This is a genomic window from Alkalihalobacterium alkalinitrilicum (assembly GCF_002019605.1).
In the GTDB taxonomy this organism is placed as follows: Bacteria; Bacillota; Bacilli; order Bacillales; family Bacillaceae_F; genus Alkalihalobacterium; species Alkalihalobacterium alkalinitrilicum.
In genome coordinates this window covers 2488513-2505163 of record NZ_KV917368.1, presented here as the reverse complement: position 1 = coordinate 2505163, position 16651 = coordinate 2488513, and the positions used below count along the sequence as shown (strand labels likewise).

The window sequence follows — 16651 nt, the reverse complement described above, 5'->3', positions numbered from 1 at the left end:
AAGGTCGTATTTAGCGACCGATGGGTCACCCTTTTTTCTATTGGAGGAAAATTGGTGTAGGAGAATATTTAAACACAACACGTGAAGGCTTCCTTCTTTCTTTAAATGTGGTACGTCTTTTTGATGATGGCGTATCTTTTTTAGTTATAATAAAAAATACCCTCACTAGAGTAGGCGTGGAAGATCAGGAGCATTTTAGAAGTGCTTGTGTCCGATAACTAGGATTTAGGGTTCAAGTGGTACACAGTAACTTTATCATCTCCATAATTAGAAACTGCAAGATACTTATTGTCAGAGGAAAGAGCAAGACCATGTGGAAAACTTAGTTGAGCTATAGGGTTAGTAAGGGTATAATATTTTGTGTTTACTCTATTGTTCATTTTATCGAATGGATAGAACACAAGAGAATCGTGTAACTGAGATGGTAGTACGATAAATGAACATTCCTCATCTTTGGAAAAGGAAACATCGTCTGTAAATGCAATTTCTGCTCTATCATTTAGCTCATATAGGGGATTAGAATGGACGGTACCCTTGTCATTATCAAAAGAATAAATGGCAAACGCACCGTTACTATCTTTAGCTCGTTTACCTGGAGAGCCACTGTAGCAAACCATCATAAGTGAACCATCCCTAGAAAAATCAATTGATTTAGGTTTTAATGGGGAATTGTGGTGGTTTTCCAAAACTTGTGATAGTGTAGGTTTTATAGAGCCATTTTTTTGATGAAGTTTATGAATAAAAATTTGTCTTGAAGCATCTATCGTAGTACTAACCATATATTTGGAATTTGGTGAGAAGCAAACCCCATGAAAGCGAACATCTGGGCCATTTGATTTTATTACATGAAAAGGGATAGGGTTAATCAAATGAGTCTTACGATCTACCTTGTAAAGATTAACTGATGATTTTCCGAGTTTGTTATTAGTAATGGCAAGGTATCGTCCATTTGAAGAAAATGATAATTTATCTGGTTCATGTAATTCCATACCATTCTTGTTATTTAACGTTTGTTTAAGTGTAAAGGAATGATCTTTTCTATTAAATTCATACAAATGGAAAGTTTCAGCAGCGTAATTTAAGGTAGCTAAAAAGCGATCGTTATTTACCCATGCCACATCTGTACAAGTACTATAACGGCTTCTGTTGTTTGGCATGGCAAGACAACGAAAAGGAACTTCATCATTGTTAAGAATCGAATTGGGAGTATGCACTACTGCAACGGGGGTTTGTTGAACAAAAGAATGATTTATTTTCACATATCTCATCTCCTTAAAATAAAGATAAATTATAGTATGATTTAAAAGGAAAGTTCGTTTTGAAAACTTTATAAATTGAAGCAAATGCATAAATCCCTTTTACAAAAAACATAACAAACTTTAGTAGTGAAAGGAATTTCGAGGTTCAATAGTGTTAAATAAGTAGGCGTACTGCTTCGTTATAACAACGTAAGCAGAAGTTGGCGATACAGCGTTCTTCTTAATGATTACTCTATCTTCATGGGGGAGCAGGTAAGGGAGGATTCATGCCTATTGTGGTTAGGACATTAGTATTATAATAAGAAGAGCGATTTTTTTATTTTGTATTTTTATTAAAAATAGACGAGGGTGTCACCATAAGCTAAGCTTTTGGGACACCCTTTTTTACCTTTTACGAAAAAAATTGTTGTCTTAGATAAAACATACCACCGTTTATGATTTGCACGTGAATTCTAGGTTCATATTGGCTTCTTAGTGCTTCTTTTTCTGTTTCGTAACTTTCAGGTTTTTCCTCTACTTCTTCATAAAAACGATTTAATAGTTGTAAATCCTCATCCCAGCGTTTTCTCGCTTCTATTGCCCAAACTTTATCTTGTTCATTAATAAAATTTTCAACCGTACGTTCAATACGTAGCAGACCGCTTTTCGGTGTAATGAGCGGAGATAATGTAAAACAATAGTCAGGAATTTTCGGTGTTAACACTTTTTCTTTTAGTCTGTCAAAAAAGTTTTCAACGATTTGTCCATGAATTAAGTTTAAACCAAGTGATAAAATTACATCCTTTTTACGGTCACACTGAAATGAAATTTTTATATTGGTACAAAGCCATGGTTGAAGAGGGACAGAACCATGCGTCACGTTTTGGATATTTTCGTACATACGTATAAATCCACCAAGTTCTTTTGTCGATTGAAAAATTTGATGTAGTCTTGGTGAACCAAAATGAATTTGTTCCCCTTTTAAATCTTCTGGTGCAATCATGTGGTCTGTAATTATGTTCATCTGCATCGGCTGCGGTGTTCCACCTGTTTTTTCGAGGTAGTGCCAATAAAATGGTCGATTCATTAATGCTTTGTCTAGTTCAATCGAAAGCTGGACTTGCAAGTAGCCATCACCACTATTTAGTATGGGACTTTGATTGGCAGTGAAATACCGTTCTAAATAATTATGAATGTGTTGCTGTTGCATGAGTATCAGGTCCCTCCTCGTCTTCCACATTTGGAGTAATATCATTAATAACGGCTGATAAATGATCCATTTTCACTCGAATTTCTCCTTCTGAATCTGAATGCAGCAGAATTTCAGATACATGTTCTTCGAGTGAAGGAAGCTCTAATTGAGTTAGTATGTCGTCTAGCTCTCCGACAACTCGTTCGAATAAATTAATTTTTTCATAGAGCAGTTTAAGAATATGCTGCTCAACCGTATCTTCAACAGCAAAATTATAAATATGAACGTCGTTTTTCTGACCTAACCGGTGAATCCGACCAATTCGTTGTTCGATCCGCATTGGATTCCATGGTAGGTCATAGTTTATAATGTGGCTACAAAATTGAAGGTTGATCCCTTCGCCTCCAGCTTCAGTTGCAATGAGAACTTGAGCATGGTTTTGAAAAAGTTGTCGCATCCAATCCTTTTTACCGCGTTTAAACCCACCACGAAATGGGACTGAAGATATACCGTGCTGCTTTAAAAACCACTGTAAATAAAGTTGAGTTGCTCTATATTCAGTGAAGATAATGACTTTATCATTTATTCCTTGAATTATTTCAAGCGCTTTTTCAGCCTTAGAGTTTTGTTTTATATTCTCAATCATTTTAATAAAACGATCCGCATTATTTAAGGTACGTCCTTCTTCTTTTGCCTTCTCAATCATGTTTTTTAATGTCATGAAGGCAGCTTCACGGCTGGAACAAATTTCACGTTGCAACGTAAGCATTGTGAAACTGCTAGTAAGAACATTAGGATCGTGTTTTAAAGAAGAAATGGCATCATATAGTGCTCTTTCTTCTTTACTAAATGTAATTGGAATCGTTCGAACAATTCGTTTTGTCCATTCGATACCTGTTTCTTCCCGCCGATTCCTAACCATGACTTTATTAATGAGTTCACGTAGTTGCTCGTCATTTTTAGGAGCTCGTTTATTCGATCGGTAGTTTTTTTCAAAGGTAGAGAGGTCCCCTAAATGGCCAGGTTTTAATAGAGAGACGAGATTAAAGATCTCATCAAGTCGATTTTGTACAGGTGTAGCTGTAAGTAGTAAGCAAAACTTTTTCTTTAAGTTTTTAACAAACTCATAATTTTTTGTTTTGGGATTTTTTAATTTATGTGCTTCATCAATAATGATGAGGTCGTAATCTTGCTTCATAACAAGTTCAAAGTGTGGGTTACGCTTTGCTGTATCAATGGAGGCAACAACAACATCACATTGATCCCATACATAAGCTTTCTTTTGGGCCACAGCTGGAATATGAAATTTTTGATTAAGCTCATAAGCCCATTGAGAAACAAGCGATGCAGGAACTAGAATTAACACTTTTTTTGCTAATCCACGAATCATATATTCTTTTAAAATAAGTCCAGCTTCGATTGTTTTACCTAAACCCACTTCATCAGCTAAAATCGCTTTTCCGTTCATCTTTTCTATTACAGTTTTAGCCACTTCAATTTGATGAGGGTACGGTTCTAAGTGTGGCAAATGTTTAGGAGCTTGCAGCCCATGAAACTCAGGAATGGAAAGATGCTGTTCTGCTTCATAAGCTAATTGAAATAACTCCCAATTGGCCCAGGGACCGTCCTCATCTAACCTTTTGCAAAATTCTTCTTTCCAAGATGTCTGAAATAAAACGTCTATATTCAAGAAATTTCATCCTTTCCTGAAAATTTTATATTGCCTTTCTACTCAGCAATTGATAGGATATTAATATAATATTATGTTTAAAACATAAGTTTTTTTATGAAAAACTTCATAATCGCGAATGAAAGCAAGGGGAGAGCTCGTATATTGTTCGTGTTTAGGACAATATGACGACGCCGAAGGAGCAAACGAAAGTGAATCTCTCAGGCAAACAGACTCTTGCTCGACGCAACTCTGGAGAGCGTTCCATATTACTAGTCTAGGAACCACCTACGATGACATTCCTTGCATTCAAAAGTAAGGAAGAAACTTTCTGGTATCAGGACAGAGAAGTACATAGATTTAGTATGTACTTCTCTGTCTTTTTTTACACTTTTTTAACATCGTTTAGTTAGTATAAGAGAGGATATCGATTGTTGCTATTGTTGGCGATCATAGTATTTTTCTAATGAGAAAGTATAAATCTTGTGGTCCAGTCTAGATTAAGTGAGTAGCAATTATAGTAATAAGCGGTCTCTTAGTAGTTAAGTTAGATGAACTAGTTTAGATTTACTAATGGTTACATGTATTTTTAACATTTAAGGAGGATTTGCATGTCGACTTTAAAAAGAACACCTTTGTTTGATATGTATAAAGAGCTTGGGGCTAAAACAATTGATTTTGGTGGATGGGACTTACCTGTTCAATTTTCTAGCATTAAAGAAGAGCATGAAGCAGTCCGTTCAAAATCAGGCCTTTTTGATGTATCCCATATGGGTGAGATTGAAGTAAAGGGTGAAAAGGCATTAGCGTTTCTTCAACATGTCATGACGAATGATCTTGCGAATATGGAGGATGGTCAAGCGAGATATACTTTGATGTGTTATGAAAATGGTGGAACTGTAGATGATTTACTCGTATATAAACGTAGTGATCAAGACTACCTTCTCGTTGTGAATGCAGCGAATACAGAAAAAGATGCAAGTTGGCTTGAGAGTCATATCATTGATGGGGTTGAGTTAGTGAATGTATCTGACCATGTAGCCCAACTTGCTATTCAAGGTCCATTATCAGAAGCAGTTCTCCAGCGATTGACAGAAGAGGACTTATCGACGATTGGCTTTTTCCGATTTAAAGACAAAGTAATCGTAGCTGGAGTTCCATCGCTTGTATCTCGTTCAGGATATACAGGTGAAGATGGCTTTGAAATTTATTGTGATGAAAAAGATGCAGCAAAGCTTTGGGCAGCAATTCTAAAAGAGGGGAAGAACGGTGAAGTCGTTCCATGTGGGTTAGGCGCAAGGGATACTTTACGTTTCGAAGCCAAATTACCTCTTTACGGACAAGAGCTTACTCGTGATATATCACCTCTTGAAGCAGGACTTGGTTTCGCGGTCAAAGTGGATAAAGAAGCTGATTTTATCGGCAAGGCCGCGCTTAAGAAACAAAAAGAAGAGGGAACAACGAGAAAGTTGGTTGGTCTTGAAATGATCGATAAAGGTATCCCACGGACAGGATATGAAGTATTTTCTGGTGATCAACAAGTTGGAATTGTTACGACTGGAACACAGTCACCGACACTAAAGAAAAATATCGGCCTTGCGATAGTTGATAAAGAATTTACAGCAATTGACACAGAAGTAGAAGTTCAAGTAAGAAAAAAACGTTTAAGAGCAAAAGTCATTCAAACACCATTTTATAAAAGACAAAAATAGGGGGAACTACGATGAGTTTTCGATATTTACCGATGACCGAGTCTGATAAGCAGGAGATGCTTGAGACAGTCGGCGTGCAGTCGATTGAAGAGCTTTTTTATGATATACCTGAAGAAATACGTTTTAAGGGAAAGTTAAATATTAGAGAAGCACTTGCAGAACCCGATTTAGTAAAATACCTTCAAGGTCTCGCCAATAAAAATACAAATATAAAACAAATGCCATCCTTTTTAGGTGCCGGTGTTTATGAGCATTACATTCCTTCAGTCGTGGATCATGTGATTTCTCGTTCTGAATTTTATACAGCTTACACACCTTATCAGCCAGAAATTTCCCAAGGTGAATTACAAGCGATTTTTGAATACCAAACGATGATTTGTGAATTAACAGGAATGGATATTGCGAACTCCTCGATGTATGATGGACCAACTGCGCTTGCAGAAGCAGCGATGATGAGTGCTGGGCATACGAAAAAGAAGCAAATACTCGTATCGAAGGCAGTTCATCCTGAAGCTCGTGACGTGTTAAAGACGAATGCAAAAGGTCAAAACTTGACAGTAGTTGAAGTGGATATTAATGAGGGTGTTACCGATTTAGAAGATTTAAAAGCAAAATATGATAGTGAAACTGCATGTGTGATCGTTCAGTATCCGAACTTCTTTGGCGCGATTGAAAATTTAACGGCAATTGAAGAAATTACGCATTCAGAAAAAGGTATGTTTATCGTTTCAAGTAATCCTTTAGCATTAGGGGCATTAAAGCCACCAGGTGAATTCGGAGCTGATATCGTCATCGGGGATGCTCAACCGTTTGGTATACCAACCCAATTCGGTGGACCGCATTGTGGATATTTCGCAACAACGAAAAAGCTGATGCGTAAAATTCCAGGACGTCTTGTTGGTCAAACAACCGATGATCAAGGTCAACGTGGTTACGTTCTGACATTACAAGCTCGTGAACAACATATTCGCCGTGAAAAAGCCACATCTAATATTTGTTCAAATCAGGCATTAAACGCATTAGCCGCATCGGTAGCGATGACCGCGATTGGAAAATCGGGTGTAAAAGAAATGGCGCTTCAAAACATCCAGAAAGCAGCATACGGGAAAAAGAAATTACAAGAAGAAGGGGTAGAAGTAGTTTCTTCTCATCCGACGTTTAATGAATTTGTTGTTAAGTTAAGTAAACCTGTAAAAGAAGTGAATCAAGCTCTTTATACAAAAGGAATGATCGGTGGTTACGATTTAGGCAAAACGTATCCTGAGTTAGAAGGACATATGTTAGTAACGATTACTGAAATTCGTACAAAGTCTGAAATTGACCAGTTTGCTAAAGAAATGGGGGCGGCTATCCATGAGTAAAAATCAACCTTTAATCTTTGAAATGAGTAAGCCAGGACGTATTAGTCATAGCCTACCTGAATGTGATGTTCCAGAAGTAGACTTATCAGAATTAATTCCTAATGAATTTGTCCGTACAAATGAACCTGAACTTCCAGAAGTTTCAGAGCTTCAATTGATGCGTCATTATACGGCATTATCAAAACGGAATCATGGAGTTGACTCAGGATTTTATCCTCTCGGTTCATGTACGATGAAGTACAATCCAAAAATTAATGAGAATGTGGCTCGCTATGAAGGTTTTGCTCATATTCATCCGTATCAAGAGGAAGAGCAAGTCCAAGGTGCATTAGAGTTATTATTTGAACTACAAGAATCATTGGCTGAAATTACAGGGATGGATGAGGTTACACTACAGCCTGCTGCAGGTGCTCACGGTGAATGGACAGGATTAATGTTAATTCGTGCTTACCATGAGGCAAATGGAGATACTCACCGTACGAAAGTCATTGTTCCAGACTCAGCTCACGGTACAAATCCAGCTTCAGCTACAGTGGCAGGTTTCAATTCGGTTACGGTTCGTACGGATGAAAATGGATTAGTAGATTTAGAACACTTAAAAGAAGTAGTTGGAGAAGATACAGCTGCTCTAATGCTCACAAATCCAAATACATTAGGACTTTTCGAAGAATATATCGTTGAAATGGCAACCATTATTCATAACGCTGGTGGTAAACTTTATTATGATGGTGCAAATTCAAACGCAATTCTTGGAATTGCCCGTCCAGGAGATATGGGATTTGACGTTGTTCATTTAAATTTACACAAAACGTTTACGGGCCCTCACGGTGGCGGTGGTCCTGGTTCTGGTCCTGTTGGAGTAAAGAAAGATTTAATTCCTTATTTACCAAAACCTTTAATCGTTAAAGACGGAGAAACATATCGTCTTGATTATAACCGTCCAGATTCAATTGGCCGTGTCAAACCTTATTACGGTAACTTTGGCATTAATGTTCGTGCCTATACTTATATTCGTACGATGGGGTCTGTTGGACTACGCCTTGTATCAGAATATGCGGTATTGAATGCGAATTATATGATGAGACGTCTTGAACCTTACTTTGATTTACCTTATCAACAACATTGTAAGCATGAGTTTGTTTTATCTGGAAAACGTCAAAAGAAATTAGGTGTACGTACGCTAGACATGGCGAAACGCCTACTAGATTTCGGATATCATCCACCAACGATTTACTTCCCGTTAAATGTGGAAGAGTGTATGATGATTGAACCAACAGAAACGGAATCAAAAGAAACTCTCGATGAATTTATTGATGTCATGATCCAAATTGCTAAAGAAGTAGAAGATAATCCTGAAATTGTCCAAGAAGCTCCTCATCATACGGTAATTGGCCGTTTAGATGAGACGACAGCAGCGAGAAAACCAGTGTTACGCTTTGAAAAATAAAGTTTTAACGAACTATAGCCAGAATTCTCCTTCCTCAAAAATTGTTAGAGTTTAGGTGGGAGATGAATGGCTCTTTTTTTCGTTCAAAAGAGTAAAAAGGCATAACTATAGGATTTTGTATATTTAGTTTAGTGATTGTAGGTAAAGAAAAAACGGAAGGTTGAGAAAAATTTTCAACCTTCCGCCTTATTCTATTTCTTTTTAATCTTTCCTGTCCATTTTTTAAATCCGCCTTTAAGGTAATTAAGGTCCTCGCATCCGCGTTTTTTCTTTAATACTTCTGCAGCTTGTCGACTTCTTGCACCTGATTGACAGTATAAATAAACAGGTTGATCAGTACGAACCTCGTTCATTCTTTGTTTTAATTGAGAAAGTGGAATGTTACGTGCTCCTAAAATATGGCCACCATCGTACTCTTTTGGTTCTCTTACATCTATAAGTTGAGCTTTGCGATAGCCTTTAATAAAGTCTTCTTGTGTTAATTCTGTCAAATACTTTGGTTTAATAAGACGTTTTACAATAATAAAAACTAGTAATCCTAATAATATAGCCCATAAAATCCATTCCATCTTGTTCCAAAACACTCCTTTATATACGACAATCAATAGTACCCTCATTCATTATAAACATGGATAGCATATTTCGCAAAACAATTGTTAATTCATTGTCTTTAAATAAGGGATTTATTCATAAGAATTGTTACTTTGTTTTTATTTCGGCTTTTGTTACACTTATCCTATAGTAGAAGAAAAGAGGAAATAAATTATGAAGGAAACGTGGCGGTTTATTGATTCTGGCTTTTGTTCACCTGCTTATAATATGGCATTAGACGAAGCTTTATTGAATTGGCATAGTGAGGGTATCATCCCACCTACGATCCGTTTTTATGGTTGGAACCCCGCAACATTATCAATCGGGTATTTCCAAAAAGTAGAAAAAGAAATTAATATGGATGCTGTAAAGGAATATGGGTTAGGCTTTGTTCGTAGGCCAACAGGTGGTAGAGGAGTTCTACATGATAAAGAACTGACTTATAGTGTCATTGTTTCTGAAGATCATCCTGATATGCCTAAAACTGTGACTGAAGCGTACCGTGTCATTTCTCAAGGACTATTGGAAGGTTTTAAGCTGTTAGGATTAGAAACCTATTTTTCGATTCCGAAAACTCAGCAAGAAAAAGATGCATTGAAAAACCCTCGCTCTGCTGTTTGTTTTGATGCACCCTCGTGGTATGAATTAGTAGTAGAAGGTAGAAAGGTCGCTGGAAGTGCGCAAACGCGACAAAAAGGAGTTATCTTGCAACACGGTTCCATTATATTAGATTTAGATGAAGATCAATTATTTGACTTGTTTAAATACCCGAGTGAACGTGTACGAGAACGATTACAAAAAAACTTTAAAAATAAAGCTGTTGCTATTAATGAATTAAGAACTTCACCTGTAAGTTATGAGGAAGCAAAAACTGCTTTTAAAAAGGGTTTTGAAGAAGGGTTAAATATTCAATTAGAGCCTTATACTATCACCAAACGTGAGGAAGAGCTGGTTCAAGAAATAATGGAACAGCGTTACGAAAACGAAGATTGGAATTTTAGGAAATAATTAATAGTGTGTTTAAGATAGAATGGGAAGGTTGTAAATTGTCGAATTTTCTAGCCAAAACAGTTTAAAGGAGTTTGTGATGATTGAGACACTTGTTAGTGGGTTTATTGGAGAAAAGGATTGTATTACAGATGTCCTAGGAGTACTAGAAAGCAGTAATACTTTTCTTATCAATATTTACGGGGAACATGGGGTAGGGAAATCGAGCTTACTAAAGAAAATTCAAGATTCTAGTCCAAACCATACAATGGATTACATGGAAATTGATCGCGAAGAAAACTTCTTTGACGAAATCATTGAAAGCTGCAATTCAAAACATGTCATTTTGTTAGATGACGTTGACAATCGTTTTTCAAGCAACGAATTTAAGGGACACTTACTAAGTATTTATTCTCAGTATAATGATGTAAGAATTATTTGTACTAGTAAATATAAATTTTTTGTAGAAACGGTACCTGGAATACAAGTATTTGACTATGAAATTGGGAACCGTTTATTTACATATGAACAATTTGAAGAGTTTGTTCAACACCAACAGATAAAAAAAGAAGATATCGGTGAGACTATCTTAAAAAATCTGTATCTATTTGCAACGTATTGCCGTAATTTTAATATTGTTATGGAAGTTTTAGATGAAATTAAAATTCGTGTGGAGGAGCAAAATAAATCTATAACGCCACGTCAGTTTTTAGAAATTATAATGAAATCTCATTTATTCTCAAAGGTTAATCGTGATCTAGTTATTGATTCTAAAAATGTTGAGGACAGTGATTATTTATTTACAATTCGCATAAAAGATAAAATTGAAAAGTTAAGAGACGTTATTTTAGAGTATTACCCTGATGAACAAGTATTATATGAAGTAATGAAAAATCAGTTTAACTCTTCATTCGTCGAAGAGGCGTTTACTCTACCAATTCCATACGAAGATAAAGTGTTAAATATATGCTTGTCTTATGATCCTATTGATCTATTAGTTAACTTATTAGGTCCAAGAGATATCATCATTGAATTGAAAGAACGTAAATTAGGGGAAGCTTCATTAACATACTCCATTGAAGACAAAGCTAAGCAAATTTTGAAAAATATTGGATTAAATATTTTGGATAAACCAAAAGGGATCGAATATTTTTACCATCGATTTATGAACAATAATCAACTATTGAATGAAGATACTATTGGTAGATTAAATAAAGAGTATATTATTGGATTAGGTATAACGCTTTTTCAAGATTTAGAAAGTGTATTATACGAAATGCTTAATTTTTATTCCAATTATCTATGTGGTTCGATGAGAAATTTCTTTGAGATATACAATCGTGAGGTAGGTCAAAACATCCATCAACAAAGAATTACATTTGGGCAATATATCGGGCTATTTCATTTTATGAATAATTTAGCGAAAGATGAAAGGTACCAGCTGAAACTCATTAATATCAACCGTAACTATATTATCAATAAGAAAATTATTAATAAGTTGGAGAATATTTCGAGCTACCGTTCTTTCTTTTCGCATTATCAAAAAGTACAAAACTTTGAAGTCCCGTACAAAACGTATAGAAAAAGAATTTCAAAACTGTATGTATCTGCAATCGATGTTATGGAAGAAATGATCGCTTCGGATATTTTTCCAGAGATTATAAAAATAAAACAGGTTGTATTTGACGAATTTGGTAGAAGGCTATATATCGGTTCAAATTGGAAAGATGCCGAAGTTCGTTTTAGTCTTTCAAATTCCAGCTTGAATATCGATATTTATTCCCATTACTACATTTTAAGAAAGAAACAAAGTTTAGCCATTAACCCAGTCATTATTCCGAGATACTTTAATGATAAGAAAGATCTAAACTATAACGGTGAAAACTATCAAAAATCTTCTGATACACAGTATAAGCAGGGTAATAAGTTGATTAGTTATGTCAATGCTGAAGGTTTAGACCGTGCGCTAGATGTTGGTTGTGGTAATGGTCTAACTACATTAGAATTATACGAAAAATGGCCACAACTACAAATTGATGCTTTCGATCTATCTGAGAGCATGATTGACGTAGCTATTGAAAATCGTCAACAACGTGGAATTCAAGAAAATAACGTTAATTTCTACGTGTTGAATGCTTTAGATTTAGACGAGAGTAATCAATACGACCTAGTATTCAGTAATGCAACATTACACTGGGTGACAGATAGTAATTTAATGTATCAAAAACTATATGATGCATTAAGAACAGGTGGGAAACTAAATGTTCATCAAGGTGGAGCAGATTGCTATAAAGGATTACATGATATAGTAAGAATGGCAATAGATGAATTAGATTTACAAATGTATTATCAAAACTGGACGTACCCAATCTATTATCCTACTAAAAATGAATATGAAAATTTACTCAATTCAATAGGATTTAGAGACGTGAAAGTTATTAGTGAAGAGACCGATGGTAAGGAGTATTCGAATTTAGTTGAAAATTTTGCGAACGCTGGAATGTTACCTTACTTTTTACAATTACCAGATGATAACATTAAAAATAAGTTAAGAAATCATTATTATAAGTTAGCTAATTCACTACCTGTTGATCAATATACACATCGTTTGTATGCTCTAGCAAAGAAGTAATGAAAGGAAGGAGCAGTCATTATGGATATCGAAATTTCATTTATAAATATGTTAAGTGATACGCAAAAAGAACAAGTTTGGGACCTTCTTTGTGAATGTGATCGTGAATTTATTCCGCCACTCTCGGCAAGGAATAGTTCGTATCAAGGAGTTTTAAGTGGTACTACTGCTACAGATGAATTACCGACTGCTTATTATAAAGAAATGTTAGGTCAATTGTTCTTAGTTGCTGAATATCAAGAAAACATTATCGGATTTATGACCTTTAAACATAATTATGAATGTGAAGAGTTAAAAAAGGTGTTGCCCAATAACTATATTACGACAATTTGTGTAAATAAGGATATTCGAAATAAAGGTATAACTAAGAAGTTCTATCACTTTATGGAGAATAAACTACCAGAAGAGTATCGCTTACCATACATAACTACACGTACCTGGAACGCTAATGTGGCACATATTCGAGTGCTAGAAAAATTGGGGTTTAAAGTAGAGGAAACTTTGCTTAATCATCGTGGAGAAGGTATTGATACGATTTATTTTTCAAAGTTACAATCGTAATGTTTCGAGGGCTCTCTAAGACGGATAATCTTTCTTAGAGGCCTTCTTTTTTGTTTTTTATTTTACTTAATTTCGAAGAGTGTTGAATTAACAGTACTTTTGAAAGGGAGCGCAATTGCAACTAAGAAATTTCTTTAATTGCGTCGATTTTGTTTAAGATTTATCTTGTTATCTCTTAATTTCTCTTTATTTTCACATTTTCTATAGTTGACAAATAAAATGCAATAATGACAAATTCACAATATGTAGTATAGATTTTATTCTTTGGAACACAATATATTGATTTGGTGATTATTTTATGTTACGCTTGTCCAAGTTACCCGTAATCATGAAATTGTTGGTAACTCTCCAAAAAAGTCAAACAACTTTGTTACATACAACATGTACAGCATAAGAAAAATAGATTTAGTTACAAATGAGAGGAGCTATTCGTATGACGATGATGATGTCGAAGGTGATGACGATCAACAAAGAAAGACTAAACGATGATATTAAGGTGTTTCCTCAAGTTCATCCAATTACAGCAGACATGAACATTACGAAGAAGGGTGTTTCCCGACTTGTAATGCTCGATCGTTACACATTTAAAGACACAGAAAAGAAAACACTTAAAGAAGGGGACTTCGTCGTTTTAACAGTAAAAGATGATCCTAAGTTTCCAGCGAGAGGTTTTGGATTTATTCTTGAAATCGATAGAGAAGCGAATAAAGCCAAAGTCCTTGTTGATGAAGAATTCCATGGTGTTTTAGATGAACCTACAGAAATGAAAACAGGCATCGTCGAACGCTCATTAGATACAATTGAAAAACCATTAGAAATTTATTATGAACAGATTGCTAAACGTGTAGCAACTGGTTTAGCATCTGTTGAGGTGGATGAGAAAAAGCGCCAAGAAACCTTTGAAAAGTTTTATCATGAACTATTTCGCATGAATTTCATCCCTGCTGGACGTGTCTTATATGGTGCAGGTGCTGGAACAGATGTGACGTACTTTAACTGTTATGTTATGCCATATGTAAAAGACTCGAGAGAAGGCATTTCCGAACACCGCAAACAGGTCATGGAAATTATGAGCCGAGGTGGCGGAGTCGGAACAAATGGTTCAACGCTAAGACCACGTAACACTTTGGCAAGAGGCGTGAATGGTAAATCGTCAGGATCGGTTTCATGGTTAGATGATATTGCGAAGTTAACACATTTAGTTGAGCAAGGTGGCTCAAGACGTGGGGCTCAAATGATCATGCTATCAGATTGGCATCCTGATATTTTAGAATTTATTATTTCTAAAATGCAAAATCCACGTATTTTGCGGTTCTTATTAGAAACGACAAAAGATGATCAAATTAAAAAATTAGTAAAAGATAAATTAAAGTTCAACCCGCTGTCTGACGTTGATCAAGCGATGTATCAAGGCATCGTTAACTTTAAAAATGTTGAAGGTCAAGGCGGATTTGACGATAAAGTGATTAAAGAAGCAGAAGAAAAATTGACGGTTGGTGGAACGTTTACTGTCAATAATTCTGAGTTTTTAACTGGTGCTAATATTTCTGTATGTTTAACGAAAGAGTTTATGGAAGCTGTTGAAAACGATGCGAACTATTCTTTACGCTTTCCAGACGTAGAAAACTACTCAGAAGAGGAAATGGCGATCTATAATAATGAGTGGCATGAGTATGGAGATGTTCGTGAGTGGGAAAAACATGGCTTTAAAGTAAGAACATATCGCACGATTAAAGCGAAAGAGTTATGGAACTTAATTAATATATGTGCAACATATTCTGCTGAACCAGGTATTTTCTTTATCGATAATGCCAATGACATGACAAATGCAAAAGCATATGGTCAAAAAGTAGTGGCAACGAATCCTTGTGGTGAACAACCACTTGCACCGTTTTCAGTTTGTAACTTAGCTGCGATTAATTTAGCTGAAATGGCTGATAAAGAAAATAAAGTTGTTGATTTTGCAAAGTTACAACAAACGGTTGAAGTTGGCGTTCGTATGCAAGATAACGTAATTGACGCTACTCCGTATTTCTTAGAACAAAATACAAAGCAAGCAAAAGGTGAACGTCGTGTGGGGTTAGGTGTGATGGGACTCCATGACTTACTTATCTATTGTGAAACAATATACGGTTCTGAAGAAGGTAATCAACTTGTCGATCAAATCTTTGAAACCATTGCGACGACAGCTTATCGTACCAGTATTGAACTGGCAAAAGAAAAAGGAAGCTTTCCGTTTTTAGTCGGTGAGACATATGAAGATACAGTCGCTTTAAGAGAAGCATTTATTAATACAGGCTATATGAAGAAAATGCCTGAAGATATTCGTCAAGGAGTTTTGGAGCATGGAATTCGTAACTCCCATTTATTAACAGTTGCTCCAACAGGTTCAACTGGAACAATGGTTGGCGTGTCAACGGGTCTTGAGCCATACTTCTCTTTTTCTTACTACCGTAGTGGTCGTTTAGGGAAGTTCATTGAAGTCAATGCAGAAATTGTTCAAGAATATATGAATAGCCATCCAGAAGTTACAAAAGAAAACTTACCTGACTGGTTCGTGTCTTCTATGGAATTAACAACAGAAGCTCATGCGGATGTTCAATGTATTATACAGCGTTGGGTAGATAGCTCGCTTTCTAAAACGGTAAACGCACCGAGAGGATACACAGTAGAGCAAGTTCAAAAAGTTTATGAACGTCTTTATAAAGGTGGAGCTAAAGGTGGTACAGTTTATGTAGATGGAAGCCGTGATGCTCAGGTACTTACACTTAGTGCCGAAGAAAATACGTTTGATGATCAATCAGTAGACAAGAAAGTATCGACAAAAAAGCAACCAATCGTACTCGTTGACACGATTGCAGACCTTCGTTCAACAAAAGTGACGTTTGGATCTGAAGTTGGAGACAAGTGTCCTGTTTGTCGAGAAGGAACGGTTGAAGATCTTGGTGGTTGTAATACGTGTACAAGTTGTGGAGCACAATTAAAGTGTGGACTATAAAAACAATTCAATAGAATCATTCTATTTAAGCTGAAATTTTTTTGTAGCAGTATCATAAAAGCCGGCTCGATAATTCTAGTATGTCGCATACAGTCGATTAAAGTACCCCATGGATTGAGGGAACGTTTGATCACTACCAGGACGCTAGACCGCGAGTCGGTCTTTTTGTTGTGTGCCAGGCATGGCAACTATCTAGGTGGTGAAAGTCTACTGTGGGGGTACACATCGACCAACCACTAAGGAAGCGCAAGGTACTTATCGTG

General features: G+C 35.9%; 11 protein-coding genes and 1 riboswitch. Of the genes, 7 read left to right on the top strand and 4 right to left on the bottom strand.

Features of this window, described 5'->3' with window-relative positions; translation table 11 throughout:
• Window positions 1–218: 218 nt before the first annotated feature.
• The 3 genes from BK574_RS11765 to BK574_RS11755 form a co-directional block, all read right to left on the bottom strand.
• Window positions 219–1259: a beta-propeller fold lactonase family protein gene (locus tag BK574_RS11765; protein WP_158211629.1), complete on the bottom strand. Its 1041-nt coding sequence runs from the start codon at window positions 1257–1259 to the stop codon at window positions 219–221.
• A 391-nt stretch (window positions 1260–1650) separates the two neighbouring features.
• On the bottom strand, window positions 1651–2448 hold the full coding sequence (locus tag BK574_RS11760; protein WP_078428732.1) for a YqhG family protein: 798 nt from the start codon (window positions 2446–2448) through the stop codon (window positions 1651–1653).
• Complete coding sequence (locus BK574_RS11755; RefSeq protein WP_078428731.1) at window positions 2426–4120, bottom strand: DEAD/DEAH box helicase; 1695 nt, start codon at window positions 4118–4120, stop codon at window positions 2426–2428. The genes BK574_RS11760 and BK574_RS11755 overlap by 23 nt, the downstream gene beginning before the upstream one ends.
• 118 nt (window positions 4121–4238) lie before the next feature.
• A riboswitch (glycine riboswitch) is annotated at window positions 4239–4346 on the top strand.
• Between the two features lie 364 nt (window positions 4347–4710).
• On the opposite strand from BK574_RS11755, the gene gcvT reads away from it, so the two are divergent.
• The 3 genes from gcvT to gcvPB are packed head-to-tail and all read left to right on the top strand — an operon-like array spanning window position 4711 to window position 8619.
• Window positions 4711–5811, top strand: coding sequence for a glycine cleavage system aminomethyltransferase GcvT (gcvT, locus tag BK574_RS11750; protein ID WP_078428730.1), 1101 nt, complete (start codon window positions 4711–4713; stop codon window positions 5809–5811).
• Window positions 5812–5822: 11 nt separating this feature from the next.
• Window positions 5823–7172, top strand: a complete 1350-nt coding sequence (gene gcvPA / locus BK574_RS11745; RefSeq protein ID WP_078428729.1) for an aminomethyl-transferring glycine dehydrogenase subunit GcvPA — start codon at window positions 5823–5825, stop codon at window positions 7170–7172.
• Window positions 7165–8619 carry an aminomethyl-transferring glycine dehydrogenase subunit GcvPB gene (gene gcvPB / locus BK574_RS11740; RefSeq protein ID WP_078428728.1) on the top strand — a complete coding sequence of 485 codons (1455 nt, stop codon included), beginning with the start codon at window positions 7165–7167 and terminating at the stop codon, window positions 8617–8619. The genes gcvPA and gcvPB overlap by 8 nt, the downstream gene beginning before the upstream one ends.
• 191 nt (window positions 8620–8810) lie before the next feature.
• Here the strand turns inward: gcvPB and BK574_RS11735 are convergent, their stop codons facing one another.
• Entirely contained in the window at window positions 8811–9188 is a 378-nt protein-coding gene (locus tag BK574_RS11735; RefSeq protein WP_078428727.1) for a rhodanese-like domain-containing protein, read from the bottom strand.
• 193 nt (window positions 9189–9381) lie between these two features.
• Between BK574_RS11735 and BK574_RS11730 the strand changes: the two genes are divergently transcribed.
• The 4 genes from BK574_RS11730 to BK574_RS11715 all read left to right on the top strand — a co-directional run bounded on the left by BK574_RS11730 (window position 9382) and on the right by BK574_RS11715 (window position 16388).
• On the top strand, window positions 9382–10218 hold the full coding sequence (locus BK574_RS11730; RefSeq protein WP_075385065.1) for a lipoate--protein ligase family protein: 837 nt from the start codon (window positions 9382–9384) through the stop codon (window positions 10216–10218).
• Between the two features lie 79 nt (window positions 10219–10297).
• Complete coding sequence (locus BK574_RS11725) at window positions 10298–12829, top strand: methyltransferase domain-containing protein (protein ID WP_078428726.1); 2532 nt, start codon at window positions 10298–10300, stop codon at window positions 12827–12829.
• Between the two features lie 21 nt (window positions 12830–12850).
• The gene (locus BK574_RS11720) at window positions 12851–13390 is read left to right on the top strand and encodes a GNAT family N-acetyltransferase (RefSeq protein ID WP_075385063.1); all 540 of its coding nucleotides are present in this window, start codon (window positions 12851–12853) and stop codon (window positions 13388–13390) included.
• 433 nt (window positions 13391–13823) lie between these two features.
• Window positions 13824–16388 (top strand): vitamin B12-dependent ribonucleotide reductase, encoded by a 2565-nt coding sequence (locus tag BK574_RS11715; protein WP_078428725.1) that lies wholly within the window; start codon window positions 13824–13826, stop codon window positions 16386–16388.
• Window positions 16389–16651 lie beyond the last annotated feature (263 nt).

What these genes read in the sequence shown, in the direction of transcription:
- BK574_RS11715 (WP_078428725.1), top strand. Translation starts at nt 13,824, where the DNA reads ATGACGATGATGATGTCGAAGGTGATGACGATCAACAAAGAAAGACTA.
- gcvT (WP_078428730.1), top strand. Translation starts at nt 4,711, where the DNA reads ATGTCGACTTTAAAAAGAACACCTTTGTTTGATATGTATAAAGAGCTT.
- gcvPB (WP_078428728.1), top strand. Translation starts at nt 7,165, where the DNA reads ATGAGTAAAAATCAACCTTTAATCTTTGAAATGAGTAAGCCAGGACGT.
- gcvPA (WP_078428729.1), top strand. Translation starts at nt 5,823, where the DNA reads ATGAGTTTTCGATATTTACCGATGACCGAGTCTGATAAGCAGGAGATG.
- BK574_RS11735 (WP_078428727.1), bottom strand. Translation starts at nt 9,188, where the DNA reads ATGGAATGGATTTTATGGGCTATATTATTAGGATTACTAGTTTTTATT.
- BK574_RS11760 (WP_078428732.1), bottom strand. Translation starts at nt 2,448, where the DNA reads ATGCAACAGCAACACATTCATAATTATTTAGAACGGTATTTCACTGCC.
- BK574_RS11725 (WP_078428726.1), top strand. Translation starts at nt 10,298, where the DNA reads ATGATTGAGACACTTGTTAGTGGGTTTATTGGAGAAAAGGATTGTATT.
- BK574_RS11720 (WP_075385063.1), top strand. Translation starts at nt 12,851, where the DNA reads ATGGATATCGAAATTTCATTTATAAATATGTTAAGTGATACGCAAAAA.